We start from the raw sequence: 23,843 nt of genomic DNA on the forward strand, positions 1-23,843 counted from the left end.
CATAACTGCACTTTATTGCTTCATTTCAAGTTGGCCGCCCAGGCACATGAAGTACTTTGCCTGTGCATCATCGAGACTCGCTCGGGATAAACCCGCATCACGCCGCATCACGCCGCAGGGGGCGCAAGCCGCCCCCTCGCTCAAACCAGCCGCAAATCCTTCGGCGCCACCCCATCGAACACCTTCGCCAACTGCGCCGGCGACAGCCCATACATCCGCTTGAACAACCCACCGAACACCGCCCGGTATTCATTGAGCACCGGATAGTCCCGGTTCTGGAACAGCGTCGCCTGCGTCAGCGCCTGCTGCTCGCCCACGATTTGTCCGCCGGCCTGCGCCGACAGGCCGCCGCCGAGCACCCAGTACACGGTCCCGTGCCCATGGTCCGTGCCGCGGTTGCCGTTCTCGCGGAAGGTGCGGCCGAATTCGCTGATGACCACGACCACGGTCTGGCGCCATGCGTCGTCGCCCATCTCCTGGGCGAAGCCGGCCACGCCGCGGCCCAGTTCCTCGAAGCGGTTGGCCAGGTAGCCGGTGGCGGCGCCCTGCCCCACGTGGGTGTCCCAGCCGCCGACGTCGACGAAGCCCAGGTCGAAGCGGTCGCGCATCAGCAGCGCCATGCGGCGCGCGACCAGCTCGAAGCCCTTGGCGGTCATGGCGTTGCGGCTGGCGGCATCCATCTCGGCCTGCACGGCGCGCATCACTTCGTCGCGCACCTGGAAGCCTTCCGCCACGGGCTGGGCCAGCGATGTGTTGCGGTACATGCTGGCGATGACCTGGCTCTGTCGCGCGTCGAGGGCCGAGCGCGCGTTGCCCGCGAGCGCCATGTTGGCGGCCTTGGCGTTGCCGCGCAGCGAGATCGGCAACTGGTCGGTGAAGGCGATGGGCGACACGTCGGTGACGGGCCCCGCGCCGAGCACGCCGGCCAGCCGGTTGAGGAAGCCCGAGCGGTAGTCGCGGCGCTTGTCCAGTGCCTGGCCGAGTTCGATGGAGTCCTGCGTCTCGAAGTGACTGCGGGTGAGGTCGTCGGTGCCCGCGAACGCGATGAACGAAGCCTGCTTCTGCTGGAACATCGGCATCACGCTCTGCGCAAGCGCGGGGTGCAGGCCCCAGTTGCCGTCGAGCGGCAGCGCGCCGTTGGGCGTGCCGGGGCGCGGAATGGCGATGTTAGGACGCGACGCGTAGTAGAAGTCGCTGCTGGTGGGCACCAGCAGGTTGCTGCAGTCGTAGGCGCCGCGCAGGAACACGACCAGCAGCTTGGTGCCTTCGGCCGCGGGCGCGGCCATGAGTTGGCCCGCGGCACCTGCGAAGGGAGCGGCGGCCATGAGCTTCAGGAGTTCTCGACGTTGCATGACGGTGTGTCCTTTCTTTTGCCTTGCTCCTTCCCCCTCTGGGGGAAGGTCGGGATGGGGGCTCAGCGGCGCTTGCTCAGCCTCAACGCTTCAACGAACGCCGCTTGCCCCCACCCCTGCCCTCCCCCAGCGGGGGAGGGAGAAATGCCGAATACCTTCAGCGGCGCATCAACTCCGGCGACGCCAGCAGGAAGGTATTCCACTCCTGCGGGTTCTTCGCCTGCGCCAGCGCCTCGCGCGTGTCCGCGCTCAGCCCGCCCTGCATCGCACGCACCGCGCGCGACTCGGCCAGTTGCGGGAACGCGGGCTTCTCCAGCGGCGCCTTGTCGTCCGCCCTGAACAGCACCGCGCCGTTCGCGCCGATGGCCCGCGCGATCTCGAAGCGCGTGTTCATCTGCCCTGCACTCGCCCATGCCACCTCGTTGAGCGGATAGCCGTCGGGCGTCTCGTGGCCGTACAGCGGCTCGCCCATGCGATTGATCCAGTTGATCATCGGGTTGACGTTCAGCGCCACGCGGTCGTCGTAGGCGAGCCGCACGCCGGCGATCACGTAGTGCACCGGGTCGCGGAACTTGCGGCCCAGCGACGCGGTGAACTCGGGCGACTCGAACATCGCCTTCAGCGTGACGGCGATGTCGCCGTCGCTGCGCGTGAAGGCGGCGGCCATGCGGTCGACCAGCGCCTGCGGCGGATCGTCCGACACGAAGTACACGGCCAGCTTGCGCGAGATGAATCGCGCGGTGGCCGGCGCGCGCGCCAGGCGGTCGAGCGCCTCGTCGGCCTCGGCCAGGCCGTGGCTCTGAATCGGCTGGCCCAGCAGTGTCTTCGGCCCGTAGTCATGCCGGTTGGGGTTGAACTCGAACAGGCCCTTGCGCACATAGTCCGCGCGCACCGCGGGGCGGACGTTCGGCGGCGGCGCGTCGAGCGGTGCGCTGGTGACGCCCACGCCGGTGAGCACGCGCGCCAGTTCCTGCACGTCGCCCTGCGAATAGCCGCTGCCCACGCCCAGCGTGTGCAGCTCCATCAGCTCGCGCGCATAGTTCTCGTTGATGCGGTTGGCGGCGTTCTGCGCGTTGTCGAGGTAGCGCAGCATCGCAGGGTGATGCAGCGTGGCGCCGAGCAGGTCGCGGAACTTGCCGAGCGCGTGCGGGCGGATGGCGTTCTCTTCGTAGTCGCCGACCATTGCGCGGATGTTGTCCTTGCGCAGGTTGACGTTGAAGTGGTTCATCCAGAACCAGGTCATCTGCTCCTGCAGCTGGTTCGGGGAATAGAGCGCGCGCAGCAGGAAGCGCGTCTGCGCCTCGCGCGCCAGCTGGTTGAGCTGTTGCTGGTAGGCCTGCCGCGCGGCCTTCTTCTGGTCTTCGTCGGGCAGCGCGTCGGCCGCCTTGCGCTGCGCTTCCAGCCCGATGACGAGCTGGTCGAGCGGCGTGTGCGAGATGGCCATCGCATCGATCTGCGCCTGTGCCGCAGGCGGCAGCGGCGCGGGGCGCGGATTGAGCTGGTCGCGCATCCACAGCGCGAGGCCGCGTTGCGCCAGGTGCGCGTCGCTGCTGGCGTTGGCGCCCCAGCTCACGCGGTCGAGCCAGCGCAGGCGCGTGGCGTCATTGACCTGCGTGGAAGGCAGCGACAGCGACACCATCGGCCGCTGGCTGCCCGGCGTGCTCGCGCAGGCCGCCAGCAGTGCCAGCACGCAGGCGCCCAGCGCCAGCGATGCGCGGCGCAGCGGCACCGATCCACCGGGGGTGGCCACCACCGCCCTCACTCCCTGCGCATGTCGTGGTGGCGCACGTCGCCGATGGCGTGCTGCGCGGCGTTGAGCGCCACGTCGACATGCGCCAGGCCGCGTTGCTGGAACGGGCGCGAGCGCGGGTCGTCTTCTTCGCGCGCCACGTCGGAGCGCACCTTGCGCAGCAGGTCGATGGCCGCATGCAGGCGGCCTTCGCGCGGCAGCCATGCATCGGTGGGCTCGCGCCATTCGACGGGCTTGCCGTCGAGCCATGCGGCGTGCTGCAGGTCGCCGATGGCGGCGTGGATCTCGTCGAGCACCACCATCTCGTCGCGCGAGACCTGGCCGTCTTCCGGGCGGCGGTGGTCCACCTGCCAGGCCGCGGTGCGCAGGTCGGACAACGCGTGGAGGTAGAAAGGATGCCGGCCGTATTCGTCGGCCAGTGCCGGCAGGGAAGCCGCTGCCACGAGCGTGAACGTGGCGAGTGCGGTGACTAGGCTTTTCTTCTTCATCTTCGGAGCTCCTGATGGTGACAGTGATTGGAGATGCTCTCCTCAACCACCGTGCCCCGCCCCGCGTTGACGCTCTTTACCCTCGTAACGCCGCGCAAAGCCGGCGCCTAAGAGCCAGCTAAGTCAGGCTACAGACAGGCCCGCCGGTGCAGCACCGGCAATCTGGCGCAGCGCGCGCTCGAACACTTCGACGGGCTGCCCGCCCGAAATCAGGTGCTGGTCGTTGATGATGATCGCGGGCACCGAGTGGATGCCGGCGTCGGTGTACATGCGCTCGCGTTCGCGGGTTTCCTTGGCGTACTCGTCGCTCGCCAGGATCTCGCGGGCGCGGGCGGGGTCGAGCCCGGCTTCGGTGGCGGCGCGTACCAGCACCTCGGGGTCGGAGGGGTTCTGGCTGTCGGTGAAGTAGGCCTTCAGCAGCAGCTTCTTCAGCGCCGCCTGCCTGGCCGGGCTTTCCAGCTCGGCCCAGTGCAGCAGGCGGTGGGCATTGAAGGTGTTGTACACGCGCGGACGGCCTTCGGGGCTGAACTCGAAGCCGACGGCCGCGCCGCGCTGGCGGATCATTTCGCGCGACTGCGCCTGCTGCTCGCGCGTGGAACCGTACTTCTGGTTGAGGTGCTCGAAGGTGTCCTGGCCTTCGGGCGGCATCTGCGGGTTCAGCTCGAAGGGCTGGAAGTGCAGCTCCGCGGTGACGTCCGGCGCCACCTTCCTGAGCGCCGCCTCGAGCGAACTCAGGCCAACGGCGCACCAGGGGCAGGACACATCGGAGACGAAGTCGATCTTGAGGTGCGAGGAAGAAGGTGTGGTCATGGCGCCATTCTTCACGGCGCCACAACCCTTGGCAGGCGAAAGGTCTTCAGCCTGCCCCCACCCGGCTCAGGCCCGGGCGGCGGCCTTGGACATGCGCGCGTCCTGCAGCGTCTGCTCGCGCAGGCGGTCGTATTCCTGCTTGTCGACCGGCACCGCATCGGGCTTGCCCAGGTCGTTCATGCGGATGCGGTAGGTCTCGCGTGCGCTCAGTGCGGCCAGCGCGGCCAGCACGGTCACCGCGAAGGTGATGGCACCGACGGTGAACCACACGTTGGTCGAGCCCGGAGGCGCCACGGCGGCGAACAGTGCGGGCAGCAGCGCGGTGAAGGTCGTGCCGATGTTCTGCGAGATGGCCATGGCCGACACGCGATTGCGGGTGCGGAACAGCTCCGGATAGAAGCTCGGGAAGGTCGCGTTGTAGCCCTGGTACACGATGCCCCACATCAGCAGCGACATGACGATGGCCAGCGGCACGTTGCGGATGCTGATGGCATACAGGTACACGAAGGACAGCAGGCCCGAGAGCAGCGCGCCGACGATGATCGGCGGGCGGCGGCCGATGCGGTCCGACAGGTTGCCCACGAACGGGATCACGATCACGGCAAGGATGTTGCCGAGCACGGGAATCCACAGGTACACGTCCTTCTGGAAGCCGATGCCGTAGGCGGCCTGCACGGCATAGGCCGCGCCGAACACCGTGGCCACCACCGGAATCACGTTCATCAGCGCCATGCACACCACGCGCAGCATGTCGGCCCAGCTGTCGGTGAAGGCCTGGACGATCGGCGCCTTGGCCACTTCGCCCTTCTTGTCGACTTCGGCGAAGGCCGGCGTCTCGTCGACCTCGCGGCGGATGATGTAGCCCGCCACGATGACCAGGAAGCTCAGCAGGAACGGAATGCGCCAGCCCCACGAGTTGAAGGATTCTTCAGGCATGTAGTGCGCCAGCGGCAGGAACACCGCGGCCGCCAGGATCTGGCCGGCCTGCACGCCCTGCAGCGTGAAGCTCGCGAAGAAGCCTCGTCGCCCGAACGGCGCGTGCTCCAGGATCATCGAGCTGGCGCCCGAGATCTCGCCCGCCACCGCAAAACCCTGCACCAGGCGCAGCAGCACCAGCAGCACGGGAGCCAGCAGGCCGACCTGGTCGTAGGTCGGCAGCAGGCCGACGGCCACGGTCGAGAAGCCCATCAGGAACATGCAAAGCACCAGCACCTGCTTGCGACCGTGCGTGTCGCCCCAGTGGCCGAGCACGAAGGCGCCGATGGGGCGCGCGACGTAGCCCACGCCGTAGGTCGCGAGCGACGCGACGATGGCCGTCGTCGGGTCGCCCTTGGGAAAGAAGATCTGCGGAAAGATCAACGCCGCGGCCGTGGCGTAGATGAAGAAGTCGTAATACTCCAGCGCCGAGCCGATCCAGCCGCTTGCGGCGGCCTTCTTCGACTGGTGCCTGCCTTGCGGCTCATGGGCTGTGTTGCTTGCCATGTGTGTGTCTCCAGTGTTGACAAAAAAACCTAATCAATCCTGCGCCTGGGAAGCCATGCGCGCCGGTGCGTTGAGGGCACCGTAGGCGTCGTAGTTGCCCACGCGCTGTGCGACCTCGAAGAACAGTCCCCCCTCGAAACTCTCCGTATAGATATGCAGGTAGTCGCCGGCCGCCGAGCGGTCGAACAGCACGCCCGCCGCGCGCATGCGCGCCAGCAGTTCGGGCGCCAGGTCGATGCGCGTCGCGAGGTCGTCGTAGTAGTTGTCCGAGATGGGCACGAAGCGCGTGCCGTTGGCGCGCAGCTTGGCGGCGGTGTCGAAGATGTCCGCGCAGCTCAGCGCGATGTGATGCACCGCGCCGCCGCCGGTCACGCTCAGCGTGCGCGCGGTGCGGGTGCGCTGGCTCAGCGACACGTTGAGCACCAGGCGCAGGCTGCGGTCGGCGTTGGCCACGCCGCGGCTGCGGATGAGGCCGAAGGGGTCGGCCAGCTCCAGGCTCTCGCCCGGCTCCAGGCCGAGCACGGCGCGCGTGAACAGCACCCAGGTGTCGAGCTGGTCGACCGCCAGGCCCAGCGCCACGTGGTCGATGCGCTGCAGGCCGGCGTCGGATTCGTCGGCGCCGCCGTCTTCGAGGATGAAATCGGCTTCGTACAGGCCGTTGGCGCCCAGCGCCTCGGGCACGAAGTGAATGAGGTTGCCGCCGGGCGCGACGACCGCCGGCACGCGCAGCTCGTTCGGGCCGACCGGGCTGTCGTGCCGCTGCGAGCGCATGGCGGTGGCCCGGCCCACTGCCGCGAGCGGATCGGCGCAGCGCACGCCCAGCGCGCAGACCGAAGTGCCGTGCGCGTCGAAGCGGCTGCGCGCGAAGGAATCGGGCTGGGCATTGACGATCAGGTTGACCTCGCCCTGGCGGTACAGCGTGACGGCCTTCGAACGGTGCCTGCCCACGCGGCGAAAACCCAGCTGCTTCACCAGCGCGGCCAGCGTGAGTGCCGAGGCCTCGTCGGCCGCGAACTCGATGAACGACAGGCCAGACAGCGCCGGCACCGGCGGCGGATTGAACAGCTCCACGCGCTGCGGCTGCACCGGCGTGCCGGCCATGCGCTGGCGCGCTTCGCTCTCGAGGTACAGCAGCGAGCGCATCGCGTCCACCGCGGTGCGGCGGTTGGGCGTCTCGCGGAAGATGTCGTTGAAGATCTCCAGCGACAGCGGCCCGGTGTAGCCGGCGCGCAGCACCTGCGTGAAGAAGCCGACCACGTCGAAGTCGCCCTGCCCCGGGAACGAGCGGTGGTGGCGCGCCCACTGGAGCACGTCCATCGACAGCAGCGGCGCGTCGGCCATCTGCAGGAAGAAGATTTTTTCGCCGGGGATGTCGGCGATGCCCGCCGGATCGTCCTTCAGCGACAGCGTGTGGAAGCTGTCGAGGATCAGGCCCAGGTGCGCGTGGTTCGCCTGCCTGACGATGTTCCAGGCCTGGCCGTACAGCGATGTGTGCCGGCCCCAGGCCAGCGCCTCGAAGCCCACGCGCAGGTTGCGGCGCGCGGCGCGCTCGGCCAGTTCATGCAGTTGGGCGGCGGCCAGCGCGGGGTCGTTCACGGCCAGCGGCGAGGTGTTCGAGCAGCACAGCACCAGCGGCGCGCCCATGGCTTCCATCAGGTCGAACTTGCGCTCGGCGCGCTCCAGGCTGCGGCGGAACTGCGGCTCCGGCATGCCTTCGAAGTCGCGGAACGGCTGGTACAGGTCGATCGACAGGCCCAGGTCGGCCGTGATGCGGCGCAGCTCGGCGGCGGTGCCCTTGAAGTTGATGAAGTCGGCCTCGAACAGCTCGATGCCGTCGAAACCCGCGGCTGCGACGGCTTCGAGCTTCTGGCGGAGCGTGCCGCTGAGCGAGACGGTGGCAATGGAGCGATGCATGGGGGTGGACTTTAGAAACACCCGGCTCCCACCACAATCTATTCAGCGGCCTTCTGATCGATCATCGATCACATGCGTCCATTATTCGCACGAAATACGGGATACACCTAGGCCGCCGGTGTAGCGCTCAGCCCTCAAAGACTGCGCCAGAAATCGATCAGCAGTTGCGTGAACTCCACCGGGCGCTCCACGGCGCTGACGTGCGCGGCGTCGATGGTGGCCAGCTGCGCATGCGGAATCGCGCCGGCAATGGCCTGCGACATGGCCATGGGCGTGGCCTCGTCGCGCAGCCCGCCGATCACCAGCGTGGGCACGGCGATGCGGTGGTTGCTCTCGCGGAAGTCGATGGCGGCCACGGCGTTGCAGCTCGCGATGTAGGCCTGCGCGTCGGTGCGCACGAGCACGTCGTGCAGCGCCTTGGCGGCGGCCGCGCCCTCGGTCGTGGTCACGAAGTCGGGCGTGAGCCAGCGCGACACCGCGCCGGGCGCGATGGCGGCCACGCCCTGCGCATTGACCGTCTCGGCGCGCGCGCGCCACGGGGCCTGGTCGGGGTAGTGCGCGGACGAATTGGCGATCACCACGGTCTTCAGCAGCTCGGGGTGGCGCACGGCCAGCGCCTGCGCGGTCATGCCGCCCATCGACAGGCCGACGAAATGCACCGGCTCGCCGCCGGCCTCGCGCCGGATGAGCTCGGCGGCGTCTTCCGCCAGCGTCTCGATGCGCAGGGGGCCCGGCACCACTTCGGAGGCACCGTGGTTGCGGTGGTCGTATCGGATCACGGTGTGGGCCCGCGCGAGCTGGGCGGCCACGCCGTCCCACATGGTCAGGTCGCAACCGAGCGCATGGCTGAGCACGACGATCGGGCCGTCGCCTTCGCGAACGACATTCAAACGGGTCATGGTGTGGTTTCCTTTGTCGGATGTTGAAGACGTGGCAGCCAGAAGAATGCGATGGCCATCAGCGAAACGCCGGCCAGCAGCATGGGCACGACCATCGGCCAGGCGCCGTAGGTGTAGTCGGTATCGACGAAGCGCGCCGCCAGCTGCCCCACGCAGAACGCGACCATCATCATGCCGAAGCCGGACCACGACACGGCCCGGCCCGCCAGGTGCGGCAGGTCGCCCACCGCGCCCGCCTGCCCGCAGGGCTGGTGGATGCCGTGGCCGAGGCAGTACACCGCGTGGCCCGCCAGCAGCGGCACCGCGCTGAACGGCAGCAGCCAGCAGCCGAGCGCCTGGATCACCGCGCCGGTGATGCTGAGCGAGGCGCCCAGCCGCACGGTGCGCACCGGCCCGTAGCGCCGCAGCAGCGTGCGGCACATGGTGGTGCTGAAGATGTAGACCAGCGAGCCGCCGGCCGGGATCCAGCCGTACCACGCGGGCGACCAGCCGAGGTAGCCGATGTAGACCATCGGCGACAGCAGCAGGAAGCAGAAAAGGCCGCCGTAGGTCGACGCGGCCACCGAGGCCCAGGCGCGGAAAGAGCGGCTCGCGAACACGGTGCGGGTGCTGCCGCGCGGCGCGGAGAGGCCGTCCTCGCTCATCGGTCTGCGCGTTTCGGCGAACGAATGCCAGCACATCGCGAACAGCACCGAGGCATAGACCGCCATCGCCACCATCACCCAGCGCCAGCCCGCGCCCTGCACCAGCCATGCGCCGAGCAGCGGCGCCAGCAGCCCCACCACGCCCAGCCCGGTGAGGCCGCGCGCCATCACGTGCGGCCCCTCGTGCGCCGGGTATAGGTCGCGCACCGCGGCACGCGAGCAAACCAGGATCGCCGCCATCGAGAAGCCCTGCAGCGCACGCCAGCCCGCAAGCAGCGCCACGCTGTCCGCGAACGCACCGCCCAGCGCTGCAAGCACATAGCAGCCGAGCCCGGTCAGCAGCACCGGCCGCCGGCCGAAGCGGTCTGCCAGCGGGCCGCACAGCAATTGCGCAAAGCCGAAAGCCAGCACGAACAGCGTGAGGCTGGTGCTGGCGGAGCCGAGCTCCTTGGCGATGGCGGGCAGCGCCGGCAGGTAGCTGTCGGTGGCCACGGGCTGCGCCGCCAGCAGCAGCGGCAGCAACAGCGCGAAGCTGACGTCGAAGCGGCCCTTGCGGGCGACCGGCGGGCTCACTGCGCGGCGGTCGCCGGCGTCGCGGGCAGCAGGCCCTTTTCGCGCAGGATGCCGGTCGCGATGCCGAAGGCGTGGTTGGCCACCGGCACGCCGCAGTAGATGGCGGCCATCATGATCACTTCCTTGATGTCTTCGGGCGTGAGGCGCGACTCGGGCGGGCCGTCGAGCGCGGCGCGCACGTGCATGGCGAATTCCTCATACGCGTGGATGCCCAGCATCATCGACAGCACCATGTAGCGGCGCGTCTTGTCGCCCAGCGCGGGACGGCCCCAGATGTCGTTCCACGCATGACGCGTGATGAGTTCCTGGAACTCGGCGTTGAAGCCGTTGCGGTTGGCGAGCGACTTGTCGACCCATGCATCGCCGAGCACGCGGCGGCGGTTGACGAGGCCGGCTTCGTAGACGCCGGGTTCCACGGGCGGGTTTTCGGGGACGGTCATTGGGCGAGTTCCTTGTCTGTGAGCCGGGCCTGCATCGCCTTCACTTCGGCGAGGGCGGTCTGTCCGGCGTTGATGGCGAGCGCGGGGTCGAACCATTCGTCGGCCGCGTCGCGCGGGAGTTCGGCGCGCAGCCGGTCGATGTTGGCGCGCATGCGCGCGGCGTCGACCTGCAGTCCCGGCAGCGCACCGGCCATGGCGCGCACGCTGCCGTGCGCCGACATCAGCAGTTGCGGCCATTCGGCCAGCTCGGCCTGCCAGGCGCCCAGCGCGCGTTCGTGCTGTTGCGGCATGGCGCCGAGCAGGGCGGCCACGCGCTGTGGCGCGCGATGCGCGGCGGCAATGGCCACCATCGACGCCACCGGGTTGCGCTTGTGCGGCATGGCCGACGAGCCGCCCCGGCCGGGTTCGCTGGGCTCGGACACTTCGGCCACTTCGTACTGGCCCAACAGCGCGATGTCGACCGCGATCTTGCCGAGGCTGCCCGTCATGAGGCCCAGCTCGCAGCCCAGCGCCACCCATTCGTCGCGCTGCGTGTGCCACGTCGCGCCGGGGTCGCCCAGGCCCAGTTCCTTGGCCATGCGCTGGCGCACGGCCGCGCCCTGCCCCTTCATCTGCGCGAGCGTGCCGACGGCGCCGCCGAGCTGCAACTGCAGCGCGTGCTTCGCGGCCTCGCGCAGGCGCAGGCGGCTGCGCACCAGCGGCGCGGCCCAGCCGGCGCACTTGAAGCCGAAGCTGGTGACCGAAGCCGGCTGCATCAGCGTGCGCGCGAGCATGGGCGTTTCCGCATGCTCCGTGGCCAGGCGCAGCAGGGCATCGGCCGCCTTGGCCAGGTCGGCTTCGACCAGCGCTACCGCCTCGCGCGTGACCAGCGCCATCGCGCTGTCGATCACGTCCTGGCTGGTGCTGCCGAAATGCACATAAGGCGCGGCCTCGGCGTTGAAAAGGCTCACGGCCTCGCGCAGCGCCTTGACCAGCGGAATGGCGACGCTGCCGGCACGGCCGCTCTCGCGGACGATCTTGGCCACGTCGAACAGCTCGACCTTGCAGCTGCTCACGATGGAGTGCGCGGCGCTCTCGGGAATCAGCCCCTCGGCGGCCTGGGCACGCGCCAGCGCGGCCTCGAAGCGCAGCATCGCGTCGACGAACGCGCGATCGCTGAACGCGCCCAGCGTTTCGGATGTGGAGAGAAAGCCTTCGAAAATGCTCATGCGGTGACTCCGCCTTTCAATATTTCAGTTGGGCCACGGCACGCAATTCTTCTGGGGACGCCGTACCAAAGCCGAAGAACTCCAGGTACGCCGGAATCATCTCGAACAGCATGTCGGTGCCGACCTGCACCTGGCAGCCCTTGGCCTTCGCGGCCTCGAGCAGCGGCGTGTATTCGGTCTTCATCACGACCTCGCCGACGAAGGTCGAAGGATCGATGCGGTCGACATCGAAAGGCAGCGGGTCGCCCTCCTTCATGCCCAGCGGCGTGGCGTTGACGACCACGTCGTAGCCGGCCGGGTCTTTCGAGCCCGTGCTCACCTTCATCTGCGGATAGTGCTCGCGCAGCCGCGCGGCCAGCGCACCGGCCGAGGCTTCGCTCATGTCGAACAGCATCAGCTCGGCGGCGCCCGCCGCGGCAATCGACGCCGCAATGGCCGAACCCACGCCGCCGGTGCCCGACACCAGCACCCGCGTGCCCTTGAAGAGCCGACCCTTGCGCTCCACGCCGCGCACGAAGCCGGCGCCGTCGAACTGGTCGCCCAGCAGCGTGCCGTCGGGCCGCTTCAGGATCGCGTTGCAGGCGCCGGCGACGCGCGCCGTGGGCGTCACCTCGTCCACCAGCGCCATGGTCGTGACCTTGTGCGGCATCGTCACCAGCGCACCGCGCAGGTTGCTGAACTTGAAGATCTGCGGCAGCGAGGCCGCGTAGTCCTCGGGCTTCACGCCCATCGGCACCACCACCGCGTCGATGCCCTGCTTGTCGAACCAGGGGTTGTAGATCATCGGCGCCTTGAAGGCTTCGGTCGGAAAACCCAGGTGGGCGATGAGCGTTGTCTTGCCGGAAATCATGTCGAGTCTCTTGAATGGAAAAGGCGTGGCTCAGGCCACGCTGGGTGAGTGATAGCGCAGGGGCTTGGCGATTTCGCCGTGCATGGCCGGCGGATAGATGATTTCGCGCAGGAAGTCGGCGTCGGCGCGCAGCGCCTCGGCCGCTTCGGCGTGGCCGAAGTAGCGCAGGTAGTGCGGCATCTGCTGGATCAGCATCTCGAAGCCGGCCTGCGCATTGAGCCCGCGCGCGCGGGCCGCGCGCACCAGCGGCGTGGGCTGGTTGCGCAAAAGAATGTCGAACAGCGCGGCGTGGCTGTCCATGCGCGCCACGTCCACGGGCAGTGCGTCGTCCTCGACCAGCCCGAGCGGCGTGGCGTTGATGACAAGGTCGTAGCCTTCGGGGGCGTTGCTGTCGACGGCCACCACCGTGGCGTCGAAGAAGGCGTCGAGCTTGGCGGCTACGCCCGCGGCCTTGCCGGCGGCGCGGTCGAAGAACGAAATGTGCGCGGCGCCGTTCACCACGCCGCCCTCGGCCAGCGCCACGCCGATGGCTGCGGCGCTCACGCCCGCACCGAGGATCAGCACGCGCTTGCCGCGAAAGGGAATGTTGCAGTGGTCGAGCGCGCCGATCAGGCCTTCGCCGTCGAACAGGTCGCCCTCGAGCTGGTCGCCCTCGGTGCGGCGCACCACGTTCACCGAACCCGCCACGCGCCCGAAGAGCCCGCAGCCGTCGAGCAGGTCGACCACCAGCGGCTTGTGCGGCGGCGCGATCACCATGCCGCGCAGGTTGCGCGCCAGGAAGGCCGACTTGAAGAACACCGCGAAGTCACGCACCGGCACCTGCATGGGCAGCAGCACCGCGTCGATGCCGAAGCGCTCGAAGGCCGCATTGAACATGCGCGGCAGCCGCACGTTGCGAACCGGGTCGCCCGGAATCAGGTACGCCTGGGTGCTGCCGCTGATGGAATGGCTCATGTGCTTGCTTCCGTTCGTCAATCGCTCTTTTCGAGGCCGGATGGCGAGCTTTATAGTCGCTTCGGCCCAATCATGCAGGGCTGCATACCTCAAAGCGTTCGATAATCGAACTGTAAAAATCGTTAATCGTTCAAATCGAGGGTTTTTACCTGCACCGAATACCAACGCCAACCGCATCGCCGCAGGCACACTTCCGCCCATGAGCAAGGACGACTCGACACCTCCCGCAGGCCTGGACAAGCGCGACTGGATTGCCGGCCTTGAGCGCGGCGTGAGCATCATCGAGGCCTTCGACGATGCCAACCCGCGCCTCACCGCCAGCCAGGCGGGCCAGCGCACGAACATGACCCGCACCGCCGCGCGGCGCTACCTGCTCACCCTGCAGCACATGGGCTACGTGGCAAGCGACGGCAAGCTGTTCTGGCTCACGCCGCGGGTGCTGCGGCTGGGCCGCTCGTACCTGGAATCGGCCCGGCTGCCGCGCGTGGTGCAGCCTTTTCTGCAGCGCGTGGCCGCCGGCACCAACGAGATCGCCTACCTCAGCGTGATGGACGGCGACGAGGTCGTCTACATCGCGCGCAACGGCCCGAACCGCAGCATGAGCACCGGCTATGTGCTGGGCGCGCGCGTGCCGGCACAGGTCACGGCCTCGGGCATGCTGATGCTGGCGCTGCGCAGCGACGCCGAGCTGAACGAGTGGCTGGCGACCAAACAGCTGACGGTTTTCACCTCGCACACCATCGCGAGCATGGAGCGCATGAAGCTGGAGCTGGCGCGCATCCGGGCGCAGGGCTGGGCGCTGTCGGAGCAGCAGCTCGACCTGAACTCGCGCGGCATCGCGGCGCCCCTGCGCGACCGCCACGGCACGCTGGTGGGCGCGCTGAACATCACGATGCCGATGGGGCACGAGAGCTCGGAAGACGCGGTGGCGCGGGTGCTGCCCGTTCTGCGGGAGACGGCGCAGGCGATGCGCAACCTGATCTGAGGATCGCCGTGGACGCCGATGCACCGCACTCCCCCGACCGGGCAACGCTGCCGGACTGGGCCTCGCAGTCGGAGCCCGTGGAAGGCGTGCTCATCGACATCGCTTTCATCGTGGAGGCCTCGTTCTACTACGGCCCCTCGTCGAACATCTCGCGCGAGCAATGGCAGGACATGCGCGAGCCGCTTTACCAGCCGGCCATACCGGGTGCGGCACAGGGCTTCGTGCTGTCGGCCGACTGCGTCGGCCATGAGGAAGAGCTCTGCCGCCACTACCGCGACCTGCTCGCCAAAGCCGCGCACCACGGCAAGGACCTGGCAGACAGCACCAGTTTCTGGAGCAGGCCGGTCGTCCATGCACCAGGCCGCTTTCTGCTGAGCTTTCCGTGGCACGACCGCTTCAGCGAGGGGCGGGCCTTCATCGAATCGTTGGCGGCAGGTACGCCGGGCAAAGTGTTCTCCGACTATGAGCAAGGCTGGTACTTCGACCTGCGGCTGCACGACGGCATGCTGTACCTGCGCGACGACGACCCGGACGAGGGCAAGACCTTCCACAACCTGCGCTTTGCATACGCGCCTGTGCGCGCGCAGGTGGAACCCGTGCTTGCGCGCGTGGAGCGCCTGATCGCCAGGCTCGCGGGCGAATTCGGCCGGGACTACTGGACGGGCGGCGACTGACAGCATTCCGACAGCATCCGCCGGGCAGGATGCGCGCTTTCAATACCAAAGCGCTGGAGACACAAGCCCATGTCCGACCTGTTCCCGAACCACACACACCTGAACCGCCGCCACTGGCTCCAGGCCGGCGGCGCCCTCGGCCTGGGCGGCCTGCTGCCCTCGCTGGCCTCGGCGCAGGACGCCTGGCCCAGCAAGTCGATCCGCTTCGTCGTGCCCTTCGCGCCCGGCGGCAGCTCGGAAATCGTCGCGCGCTCCACCGCCGCCGAGCTCTCGCGCACGCTGGGCCAGAGCGTGTTCGTCGACAACAAGCCCGGCGCGGCCGGCAACATCGCGATGAGCGAAGTGGCGCGCAGCACCGACCAGCACACGATCATCCTGGGCCACATCGGCACGCTGGCGGTCAACCCGTACATCTTCGCCAAGCTGCCCTACGACGCGAACAAGGACTTCAAGCCCGTGAGCCTGCTGGCCAAGGTGCCCAGCCTGTACGTGGTGCACCCGGACGTGCCGGCCAAGAACCTCAAGGAGTTCATCGCGTACGCCAAGTCGAAGCCGGGCAAGCTCAGCTACGGCTCGGCCGGCAACGGCAGCGCGGGGCACCTGGCCTTCGAGTACCTGAAGATGACGGCCGACGTGTTCATGCTGCATGTGCCCTACCGCGGCACCGGGCCGATGGTGACGGACCTGCTCTCGGGCCGGCTCGACGCGTCGGCCATTGGCGCGGCGGCGATCATTCCGTTCATCAAGGCCGGCAAGGTGCGCTGCATCGCGACCGGCTCGGCCAAGCGCCTGGCGCAGCTGCCCGACGTGCCGACCGTGGCCGAGCAAGGCTTCCCCGGCTTCGAGATGACGCAGTGGTACGGCATGCTGGCGCCCGCCAACATCACGCCCGCGCAGATGGCCAAACTCTCGGCCGAGACGATGAAGGCGGTGAAGTCGCCCGACTCGATGCAGCGGCTGACGGCCGATGCGGCCGAAGCCGTGGGCGGCACGCCGGAGCAGTTCGCGCAGTTCATTGCAGCGGAACAAGCACGCTGGCAAAAGGTGATCGCAAGGGCAAACATCAAGCCGGATTGATTGGCAAACCCCCAGGCTTCGCGCACTTCGTGTCGCTGCGCCAACCCCCTTGCAGGGGGCAACACCTGCGGCCCGGCAAAGCCAGTTCCGCGGTGTTTCCCGAAAATATCCGGCCCTACTAGGATCGGCTGATGCGCATCCTTCTTGCCGAAGACGAACACACCCTGGGCACCTGGCTCTGCAAGGCGCTGGAGCACGCGGGCATCCAGGTCGAATGGGTGGACGACGGGCGTCTGGCCGACCGGGCGCTTCAGCAGCGCGACCACGATGCGCTGGTGCTCGACCTGGGCCTGCCCGGGCTCGACGGGCACACGGTGCTGCAACGCCTGCGCGAGCGCGACCAGCGCCTGCCCGCGCTGATCCTGACGGCGCGCGACTCGCTGAGCGAGCGCGTGGCCTCGCTCAACGCGGGCGCGGACGACTTCCTCGCCAAGCCCTTCGCGCTGGCCGAACTCGAGGCGCGGCTGCATGCGCTGGTGCGCCGCGCGCGCGGCGTGGAGCATCCGCGGCTGGCCTGCGGGCCGCTGGTGTACGACGGCGCGCGCCGGCACTTCACGCTGGGCGGCGAGGCGCTCGCGCTGTCGCCGCGCGAACTGGCAGTGCTGCGCGTGCTGGTGCAGCGCAGCGGCGAGCCGCTGTCGAAGCAGCAGATCCTGGAGCGCGTGTTCTCCGACGACGAGGAGGTGCATCCCGAAGCGGTGGAAGTCTTCGTCTACCGGCTGCGCAAGCGGCTGGACGGCAGCGGCGTGCGCATCGTCACCCTGCGCGGGCTGGGCTATGTGCTGGAAGCAGACTAGGTGGGCATGCCGTCGTTGCGGCTGAATGCACGCCTGCGGCGCGCCAGCCTGTGGCAGCGCCTTGCGCTGCTGCTGTTTCCCGCGCTGCTGGTCGTGACCGGGCTGGAGCTGTGGATGACGCGGCACGACGCGCTGGCCGCCGCCAACGCGGCCTACGACCGCTCGCTGCTGGGCGCGCTCAAGTCCATCGACGCCAACATCTCGACCGCGTCGGGCGGCCTCTCGGTCGAGCTGCCGTACACGATGCTCGAGTTCTTCGAGCTCACGGCGAGCGGCCAGGTGTTCTTCAGGGTGTCGACCTCCGACGGGCTGGTCGAGTTGGGCAGCGCCGACCTGCCCGCGCCGCCGGTCGCGCTGAAGATGGGCACGCCGGTCTTCTACGACGCCACCTACTTCGGCGAAGCGGTGCGGCTGGCCGCCTACCGCCGCGACCTCGACCGCGCGCCGGCCGGCAGCACGGGCCGCAGCGTGCTGGTGCAGGTGGGAGAAAGCACGCGCTCGCGGCAGGCGTTCACCGCGCGCCTGGTGCGCAGCGCGGCGCTGCGCGACGGACTGGTGCTGGCCATGCTGCTGTGCGGCACCGCCGTGGCGCTGGCCGCGGCGCTGCGCCCGCTGTCGCGGCTGGCGCGCGAAGTGCAGGCGCGCACGCCCGATGACCTCACGCGCATCGCCGAGGCCGACCTGCCCGCCGAGGTGCGCCCGCTGGTCGCCGCGGTCAACCAGCAGATGTCGCGCACGCAAGACCTGGTGACGCAGCAGCGCCAGTTCCTCGACGACGCCTCGCACCAGTTGCGCACCCACCTCACCACGCTGCAGATGCAGGCCGACTACGCCCGGCGCGAGCAGGACCCGGCGCAGATCCAGCTCGCGCTCGACGCGCTGGCCACCGAGATCGGCCGCGCGACGCGCAGCGCGCAGCAGTTGCTGGCGCTGGGACGCAGCGACACGGTGTCGGTCGAGCCGGCCGGCTTCGACATGGCGGCGCTGCTGCGCGAGGTGGCGGTCGACCTGCTGCCGCTGGCGCGCGCCAAGCGCATCGACCTGGGCATTCACTCGCCCACGCCGGAGTTCATCGCCGTCGCCGACCGCGGGCTGATGCGAGAGGCGCTGAGCAACCTCGTGACCAATGCCATCGCCTACACGCCTGCAGAGGGCACGATCACGCTGTTCGCGGCCGGCGACGCGGCGGGCTGGAGCCTCAACGTCGAGGACGACGGGCCCGGCTTGAACGAAGATGAGCGCGCCGCGCTGGGCCAGCGCTTTCGCCGTGGCGCGCGCGCCGGCAAGGGCGGCTTCGGGCTCGGCCTGGCCATTGCGCGCTCCATCGCGCAGCGGCACCATGGCGAGCTGCGGCTGGAGGCACGCGAGACCGGGCCGGGCCTGCATGCGATCATCTGGTGGCCTCGTCCGGCGGCGCACTGACCAGCCGGCACCACACCATGCCCGCGCCCCTTCACGCCAACCGCCGCCACGCCCTGCGCGCGCTGTCCGCGCTGCTGTTGCCCGCGAGCCTGCGCGCGGCGGCGGCCGATGACCCCTCCCTCGAAGCCGCCGACTGCGTGATCCCCGCCAAGGCCGGCGGCGGCTTCGCGCTGACCTGCGCGCTCTCACGCGACGCGCTGCAGGCCGTGCGCCCCGCGCGCCCGCCACTGTCCCAGCGCTATCTGCCGGGCGGCATCGGCGCGGTCGCGTTCGACCGCATCGCCACCGGCAAGCTCGGCGGGCCCGGCACGCTGGTCGCGTTCTCGAGCGGCTCGCTGCTCAACCTGGCACAGGGCCGCTTCGGTCCGCATCCGCCTTCGGCCGTGCGCTGGATCGCCACGCTCGGCACCGACTACGGGGTGATCGCCGTTCACCGCGACTCGCCGTACAAGCGCCTGCAGGACCTGATCGCCGCGCTGCGCCAAGACCCGTCGCGCATCGCCTTCGGCGCGGGCGGCACGGTCGGCAGCCAGGACTGGGTGAAGGCGGCGCTGCTGGTGCGCGCCGCGGGGCGCGACCACAAGGCGATGCGCTTCGTGTCCTTCGAGGGCGGTGGCGACGCGCTGGGTGCGCTGCAGGGCAAGCATGTCGACGCCTTTCCCGGCGATGCGGCAGAGGCGCTGCAGGCCATTGCGGGCGGTGCGGCCGTGCGGCTGCTCGCGGTGCTGTCGGAAGAACGGCTCGGCGGCGCGCTCACCGGCGTGCCGACCGCGCGCGAGCAAGGCGTCGATCTGGTCTGGCCGACGGTGCGCGGCCTGTACCTCAGTGCGGACGTGCCCGAGGCCGCCGTGCGCGCCTGGACCGCCGCCTTCCGCGAAGCAAGCGCCGCGCCGGGCTTTGCCGCGTTGCGCGAGCGAAATGGGCTGTATCCCTTCGCGCTCACCGGCGCCGCGCTGGACGACTACGTGCAAGCGCAGATCGCCGCCTACCGCAAACTGGCCGACGGACTCGGCCTGCGCCGCTGGCCGTCGTGAACACGGGCAAGATGGCGGCATGACCGAAGACGCCATCACTGACTACCTGATCGACATGCTGGCCGGCGGCCACTTCCAGATCGCCGACGACAACACCTTCTTCTTCCACGACGGGGACAACAAGTTTCCCTTTGCCACGATCGTGACGAAGGACAGCGAGTTCGACGGCGGCTCGAAGCTCGACCGCCCCGGCGTGTTCCGCCTGAACTTCGGCGTGGGCAAGGAGCGCTTCCGCGCGCTCTTCGGCGAAACACCGGCAGCCATCGGCCCGGCCGCGCCGGACACGCTGATGCCACACCCCGTGTACGCAAGGATGCACTGGGTGAGCGTGATCTCCCCCAGCGCAAAGACCTTCGAGAAAGTGAAGCCGCTGCTCGCCGAGGCGCTGGCCCTGGCAAGAGCGCGCGAGGCGGGCTAGGCCGCTTTCAGGAACACGTCGTGGTCCGGCGCGAAGTTGGCGTGCAGCGGCAACATCGCGCCGCCCAGCGCACAGGCTTGCGCACCTGCCCTGCCCCCGTGCAGCCGCGGGCGCCACAGGCCTTCCCAGTTGCAGCGGTCCAGCGCGGCGCGCGTGCGCTCCAGCAGGGCCTGCAGCAGCAGGCGTGACATCGACCCGTCCATCACCACATCGGCGAGGTCGAGCATGGCGGCGCCATTCACGATGGCGTGCGCGAGCGCCTGCGATGCGTTGTCCAGCCAGGCCTGCGTGGCGGCTGCGAAAGGCGCCTGCAACGCGCGGTCGTCATAGGCGGCCATCGCGTCCAGGCCCTCGCCCGCCAGGCGCTGCTCCAGCTCCCAAAGCGAGGCCTGCGCCACGAGCTGCGCCGGCAGCCCGCTGCCGCCGGGCGGCTGCATGGGCAGCGACGCCAGCGCGCCTGCATTGCCGTGCGCACCCGTGTGCAGGTGCGAGTTGATGACAAGCCCGCCGCCCACGAAGGTGTCGACGAAGATGTAGAGAAAGCTCTTCAGGTCATGCCCGCGCCCACCCACCAGCTCTGCCACGCAGGCAGCCACGGTGTCGCGCGCAAAGCTCACCGGCACGTCGGTGCGCGCACGCACCTCGGCCGCCAGGTCCATCTGGTTCCACAGGTCGGCCTGCGCCTTCGAAAGGCCCAGCGTGCGGTGCCAGCCGCCGAGCTGGAACGGCGCGGCCAGCCCCACGCCCACGTTGCGCACGGCCAGCGGCCCCAGGCCGTCGCGCAGACGGTGGATGTGCTGCGCAATCGCTGGCAGCAGCTCGTCGACGTCGGGAAAGTCGTAGTGCACGAGGTGTCGTTCGCGCACTTGCGTGGTGAAGTCGATCAGCAGCCACTCGGCGCCGCGCCGGCCGACCTTGATGCCGATGGAGAAAGCGCCGTCGGGGTTCAGCGCCAGCGGCACCGAAGGCTGGCCGATGCGTCCGCGCACGCGGTTCTGCTTGACGATGAGCCCGTCTTCCTCCAGCCGCGCGGTGATGAGCCCGATGGTCTGCGCGCTCAGCCCCGTGAGCCGCGCAAGGTCGGCCTTGGGCAGGCTCGCATGGACGCGCAGCGCCTGCAGCACCGTGCGTTCGTTGAACTGGCGCATGCCGACCTGGTTGGAGCCGCGCAGCCGCAGCAGGTCGGGCATGTGCGCGGCAGTGTCCGCATCAGGCATGCGCCTCCGCTGGCAACTGGTCGGCGGTCATGGCGCCGGTCATCACGGCGACGGTGTCGCTCATGCTGATCTTCTTCGGGTCGAGCACGGCCGCGCGCTTGCCCAGCCGCGCCACGTGAATGCGGTCGGCCACCTCGAACACGTGCGGCATGTTGTGGCTGATGAGCACCACGGGCAGGCCCCGGTCGCGCACGCGGCGGATCAGCTCCAGCACCATGTTGCCCTCCTTCACGCCGAGCGCGGCGGTGGGCTCGTCCATGATGACCACGTGCCGCGCGAAGGCCGCGCTGCGCGCCACCGCCACGCACTGCCGCTGGCCGCCCGAGAGCGTTTCGACCGCCTGCGTCATCGACTGGATGCCGACCTTCAGGTCGGCCATGCGCGCCGTGCTCTCGCTCAGCATCTTCTTCTTGTCGAGCATGCGCAGCACGTTGCCCATGAAGCCGGGGCGGCGCAGCTCGCGGCCGAGGAACAGGTTCTCGTAGATCGTCATGGCCGGGGCCACGGCCAGGTCTTGATAGACCGTCTCGATGCCGGCGCGGCGCGCGTCCAGCGGGTTGCGGAAGTTCACCGGCTTGCCGTCGAGCAGGATCTGCCCTTCGTCGGGCACCACCGCGCCCGACAGCGCCTTGATGAGCGACGACTTGCCCGCGCCGTTGTCGCCGATCACCGCGAGGATTTCTCCTTCGCGCAGCTCGAAGTCGACACCGTCGAGCGCCGTGACCTGGCCGTAGCGCTTTACCAGGCCCTTGGCCTGCATCACGATCTTGGGGTTTGCAACGGCGTTCATCAACGGGCTCCCCGGCGCGAGAGTTGGTCGGCAGCCACCGCCAAAATCACCAGCACGCCCGTCACCAGCACCTGGTAGATCGACGACACGCCCATCAGCGTGAGGCCGTTGCGGAACACGCCCACAATCAGCACGCCGATCAGCGAACCCAGCACGATGCCGCGCCCGCCGAACAGGCTGGTACCGCCGAGCACCACCGCCGTGATGGCGTCGAGGTTCTCGGTCTGGCCCGCGTTCGGGTCACCCACGCCGGTGCGCGCCACCGACAGCAGCGATGCGATGCCGTAGAGCACGCCCGCCGCCACGTACACGCCCAGCAGCACGCGCTGCGTCGGAATGCCGACCAGCCGCGTGGCCTCGGCGTTGTTGCCCACCGCATAGATGTGCCGCCCCGCCGCCGTCTCGCGCAGCACGAACCAGGCGAGCGCATAGAGCGCCACCATCAGCACCGAGCCCCACGCGACCTCGGCATTGCCGATGTTGAAGGTGGTGCCCAGGCCGGTGAGGCCGCCGGGCAGGTCGGTGATGGTCTGCGACGACGAATACAGCTGCGTGATCGCGAAGGCGATGTTCAGCGTGCCCAGCGTCACGATGAAAGGCGGCAGCTTGATGCGCGTTACCAGCAGGCCGTTGAGCAGGCCGAACAGCGTCGTCACGCCGATGCCGCACAGGATGGCCAGCGGCGCCGGCATGCCCAGTTCGGTGGCGAACTTGCTCATGATGATCCCGCCCAGCGCCATCACCATGCCGCACGACAGGTCGATGCCCGCCGTGAGGATGATCAGCGTCTGGCCGATGGCGATGACGCCGACCACCATCACCTGCTGCAGGATCAGCGAGAGATTGCCGCCCGTCAGAAAGCGGTCGGACTGGGTCGCAAAGAAGATGCATGCGCCAAGCAGGGCCAGCCACGGCCCGAGGGCGCCCCACGGAATGTGGTGCGTTGAAGACTTCGCCATCTAGAGGTTCCGCCGTTTACTTCTTGCCCCAGCACAGCTCGGTGCCGGTCTTGGTGTCCTTGCTGTCGACGCCCGCCACGCTCTTGCCGGCGATCAGCGTCACGCCGGTGTCGACGTAGCCCGATGCCTTCTTGCCCGTCTTGGCGAATTCCACGCCCGCGGCCACGCCCATGGCAGCCATCTTCAGCGGGTATTGCTGCGAGGTCGCGGCGATGATGCCGGCGGCCGTGTCCTTGATGCCCTGGCAGCCCCCATCGACCGACACGATCATCACGCCCTTCTCCTTGCCGGCGCGCTTGAGCGCGTTGTAGGCACCGGCGGCGGCGGGCTCGTTGATCGTGTAGACGAGGTTCACCTCGGGCGCCTTCTGCAGGCAGTTTTCCATCACCGTCTGCGCCTTGGCCTGGTCGCCGTAGCTGTCGGCCATGCAGACGATCTCGGGCGACTTCGACAGTTCGTTCGACTTGGCGTCGTTGGCCGGCAGGCCGAAGCCCTTCATGAAACCGTTGTGGCGCTGCGCGCCCACAGGGTGGCCCGGCAGCAGGTCGAGCGCGACGATCTTCGCCGGCTTGCCCGCCATCGCGGCCTTGGCGTATTCGCCGATCAGCACGCCGGCCGTGTAGTTGTTGGTGGCGAACAGTGCGTCGGTGGCATCCGGCGGATCCGCCGGGCTGTCGAGCGCGATCACCATCACGCCCTTGTCGCGCGCCTTCTTGATCGCCGGCACGATCGCCTTGGCATCGCTCGGCGTGATCAGGATGGTCTTGGCGCCGGCCGCGATCATGTTTTCCATCGCCGTGATCTGGCCCGCGTTGTCGCCGTCGGCCTTGCCCGCGCCGGAGAGCAGCTTGGCACCGAGCTTCTTGGCTTCTTCCTGCGCGCCTTCCTTCATCTTGACGAAGAAGGGGTTGGTTTCGGTCTTGGTGACGAGGCCGATGACCGGCTGGTCGGCGGCGAAGGCGCCGCTGGCGGCAACGAGGGACATGGCCGCGATGGCCAGGATGGTGCGGGGGCTGCTGCTGGGCATGGTGTGTCTCCTTGAGCGGGCGCTGGGCGATGCGCCCTGCGGTTTTGGATCCGGATCGCTGGCCTTGAAGGCGGGCGTC

At 69.1% G+C, this 23,843-nt stretch carries 23 protein-coding genes; 7 read left to right on the plus strand and 16 right to left on the minus strand.

Annotated elements, in window-relative coordinates:
* Positions 1-140: 140 nt before the first annotated feature.
* From QRN67_RS30390 to QRN67_RS30445, 12 genes are all read right to left on the minus strand, one after another.
* Positions 141-1,352: a DUF1501 domain-containing protein gene (locus tag QRN67_RS30390; RefSeq protein ID WP_285414842.1), complete on the minus strand. Its 1,212-nt coding sequence runs from the start codon at positions 1,350-1,352 to the stop codon at positions 141-143.
* A 157-nt stretch (positions 1,353-1,509) separates the two neighbouring features.
* The gene (locus QRN67_RS30395; protein ID WP_503010956.1) at positions 1,510-3,105 is read right to left on the minus strand and encodes a DUF1800 domain-containing protein; all 1,596 of its coding nucleotides are present in this window, start codon (positions 3,103-3,105) and stop codon (positions 1,510-1,512) included.
* Between the two features lie 5 nt (positions 3,106-3,110).
* Positions 3,111-3,590, minus strand: coding sequence for a hypothetical protein (locus tag QRN67_RS30400; RefSeq protein WP_285414844.1), 480 nt, complete (start codon positions 3,588-3,590; stop codon positions 3,111-3,113).
* A gap of 123 nt (positions 3,591-3,713) precedes the next feature.
* Positions 3,714-4,400 (minus strand): DsbA family oxidoreductase, encoded by a 687-nt coding sequence (locus QRN67_RS30405; RefSeq protein WP_285414845.1) that lies wholly within the window; start codon positions 4,398-4,400, stop codon positions 3,714-3,716.
* Between the two features lie 66 nt (positions 4,401-4,466).
* Complete coding sequence (locus QRN67_RS30410) at positions 4,467-5,882, minus strand: MFS transporter (protein ID WP_285414846.1); 1,416 nt, start codon at positions 5,880-5,882, stop codon at positions 4,467-4,469.
* Between the two features lie 33 nt (positions 5,883-5,915).
* Positions 5,916-7,796 carry a bifunctional sugar phosphate isomerase/epimerase/4-hydroxyphenylpyruvate dioxygenase family protein gene (locus tag QRN67_RS30415; protein WP_285414847.1) on the minus strand — a complete coding sequence of 627 codons (1,881 nt, stop codon included), beginning with the start codon at positions 7,794-7,796 and terminating at the stop codon, positions 5,916-5,918.
* Between the two features lie 134 nt (positions 7,797-7,930).
* On the minus strand, positions 7,931-8,695 hold the full coding sequence (locus QRN67_RS30420; protein WP_285414848.1) for an alpha/beta fold hydrolase: 765 nt from the start codon (positions 8,693-8,695) through the stop codon (positions 7,931-7,933).
* Positions 8,692-9,912, minus strand: coding sequence for a multidrug effflux MFS transporter (locus QRN67_RS30425; RefSeq protein ID WP_285414849.1), 1,221 nt, complete (start codon positions 9,910-9,912; stop codon positions 8,692-8,694). Before QRN67_RS30425 ends, QRN67_RS30420 begins: the two co-directional genes overlap by 4 nt.
* Positions 9,909-10,352 carry a carboxymuconolactone decarboxylase family protein gene (locus QRN67_RS30430; RefSeq protein WP_285414850.1) on the minus strand — a complete coding sequence of 148 codons (444 nt, stop codon included), beginning with the start codon at positions 10,350-10,352 and terminating at the stop codon, positions 9,909-9,911. Before QRN67_RS30430 ends, QRN67_RS30425 begins: the two co-directional genes overlap by 4 nt.
* A complete protein-coding gene (pcaB, locus tag QRN67_RS30435; protein ID WP_285414851.1) occupies positions 10,349-11,560 on the minus strand; it encodes a 3-carboxy-cis,cis-muconate cycloisomerase in 1,212 nt (403 codons plus the stop codon). The genes QRN67_RS30430 and pcaB overlap by 4 nt, the downstream gene beginning before the upstream one ends.
* Before the next feature lie 16 nt (positions 11,561-11,576).
* Positions 11,577-12,410 (minus strand): shikimate dehydrogenase family protein, encoded by an 834-nt coding sequence (locus QRN67_RS30440; protein WP_081267041.1) that lies wholly within the window; start codon positions 12,408-12,410, stop codon positions 11,577-11,579.
* 30 nt (positions 12,411-12,440) lie between these two features.
* Positions 12,441-13,364, minus strand: coding sequence for a shikimate dehydrogenase family protein (locus QRN67_RS30445; protein ID WP_106937403.1), 924 nt, complete (start codon positions 13,362-13,364; stop codon positions 12,441-12,443).
* 199 nt (positions 13,365-13,563) lie between these two features.
* Between QRN67_RS30445 and QRN67_RS30450 the strand changes: the two genes are divergently transcribed.
* The 7 genes from QRN67_RS30450 to QRN67_RS30480 all read left to right on the plus strand — a co-directional run bounded on the left by QRN67_RS30450 (position 13,564) and on the right by QRN67_RS30480 (position 19,771).
* Positions 13,564-14,349, plus strand: a complete 786-nt coding sequence (locus QRN67_RS30450) for an IclR family transcriptional regulator domain-containing protein (protein ID WP_081267039.1) — start codon at positions 13,564-13,566, stop codon at positions 14,347-14,349.
* Between the two features lie 8 nt (positions 14,350-14,357).
* Complete coding sequence (locus tag QRN67_RS30455) at positions 14,358-15,023, plus strand: hypothetical protein (RefSeq protein ID WP_285414852.1); 666 nt, start codon at positions 14,358-14,360, stop codon at positions 15,021-15,023.
* 69 nt (positions 15,024-15,092) lie between these two features.
* Complete coding sequence (locus QRN67_RS30460) at positions 15,093-16,100, plus strand: Bug family tripartite tricarboxylate transporter substrate binding protein (protein ID WP_285414853.1); 1,008 nt, start codon at positions 15,093-15,095, stop codon at positions 16,098-16,100.
* A 131-nt stretch (positions 16,101-16,231) separates the two neighbouring features.
* Complete coding sequence (locus QRN67_RS30465; protein WP_285414854.1) at positions 16,232-16,897, plus strand: response regulator; 666 nt, start codon at positions 16,232-16,234, stop codon at positions 16,895-16,897.
* A gap of 6 nt (positions 16,898-16,903) precedes the next feature.
* Positions 16,904-18,319 carry a sensor histidine kinase gene (locus QRN67_RS30470; protein ID WP_285414855.1) on the plus strand — a complete coding sequence of 472 codons (1,416 nt, stop codon included), beginning with the start codon at positions 16,904-16,906 and terminating at the stop codon, positions 18,317-18,319.
* A gap of 17 nt (positions 18,320-18,336) precedes the next feature.
* Positions 18,337-19,353 (plus strand): tripartite tricarboxylate transporter substrate binding protein, encoded by a 1,017-nt coding sequence (locus tag QRN67_RS30475; protein WP_285414856.1) that lies wholly within the window; start codon positions 18,337-18,339, stop codon positions 19,351-19,353.
* A gap of 19 nt (positions 19,354-19,372) precedes the next feature.
* Complete coding sequence (locus QRN67_RS30480) at positions 19,373-19,771, plus strand: DUF6194 family protein (RefSeq protein WP_285414857.1); 399 nt, start codon at positions 19,373-19,375, stop codon at positions 19,769-19,771.
* Here QRN67_RS30480 and QRN67_RS30485 read toward each other — a convergent pair.
* The 4 genes from QRN67_RS30485 to QRN67_RS30500 are packed head-to-tail and all read right to left on the minus strand — an operon-like array spanning position 19,768 to position 23,764.
* Complete coding sequence (locus QRN67_RS30485) at positions 19,768-20,988, minus strand: ROK family transcriptional regulator (protein WP_081267033.1); 1,221 nt, start codon at positions 20,986-20,988, stop codon at positions 19,768-19,770. The two genes, QRN67_RS30480 and QRN67_RS30485, sit on opposite strands and share 4 nt — an antisense overlap.
* On the minus strand, positions 20,981-21,778 hold the full coding sequence (locus tag QRN67_RS30490; protein ID WP_285414858.1) for an ATP-binding cassette domain-containing protein: 798 nt from the start codon (positions 21,776-21,778) through the stop codon (positions 20,981-20,983). Before QRN67_RS30490 ends, QRN67_RS30485 begins: the two co-directional genes overlap by 8 nt.
* On the minus strand, positions 21,778-22,737 hold the full coding sequence (locus QRN67_RS30495; protein WP_081267031.1) for an ABC transporter permease: 960 nt from the start codon (positions 22,735-22,737) through the stop codon (positions 21,778-21,780). The genes QRN67_RS30490 and QRN67_RS30495 overlap by 1 nt, the downstream gene beginning before the upstream one ends.
* A 16-nt stretch (positions 22,738-22,753) precedes the next feature.
* The gene (locus QRN67_RS30500; RefSeq protein WP_106934024.1) at positions 22,754-23,764 is read right to left on the minus strand and encodes a sugar ABC transporter substrate-binding protein; all 1,011 of its coding nucleotides are present in this window, start codon (positions 23,762-23,764) and stop codon (positions 22,754-22,756) included.
* Between the last annotated feature and the right edge of the window lie 79 nt (positions 23,765-23,843).

This window comes from Variovorax sp. efr-133-TYG-130 (assembly GCF_030208835.1).
Classification (GTDB): Bacteria; Pseudomonadota; Gammaproteobacteria; order Burkholderiales; family Burkholderiaceae_C; genus Variovorax.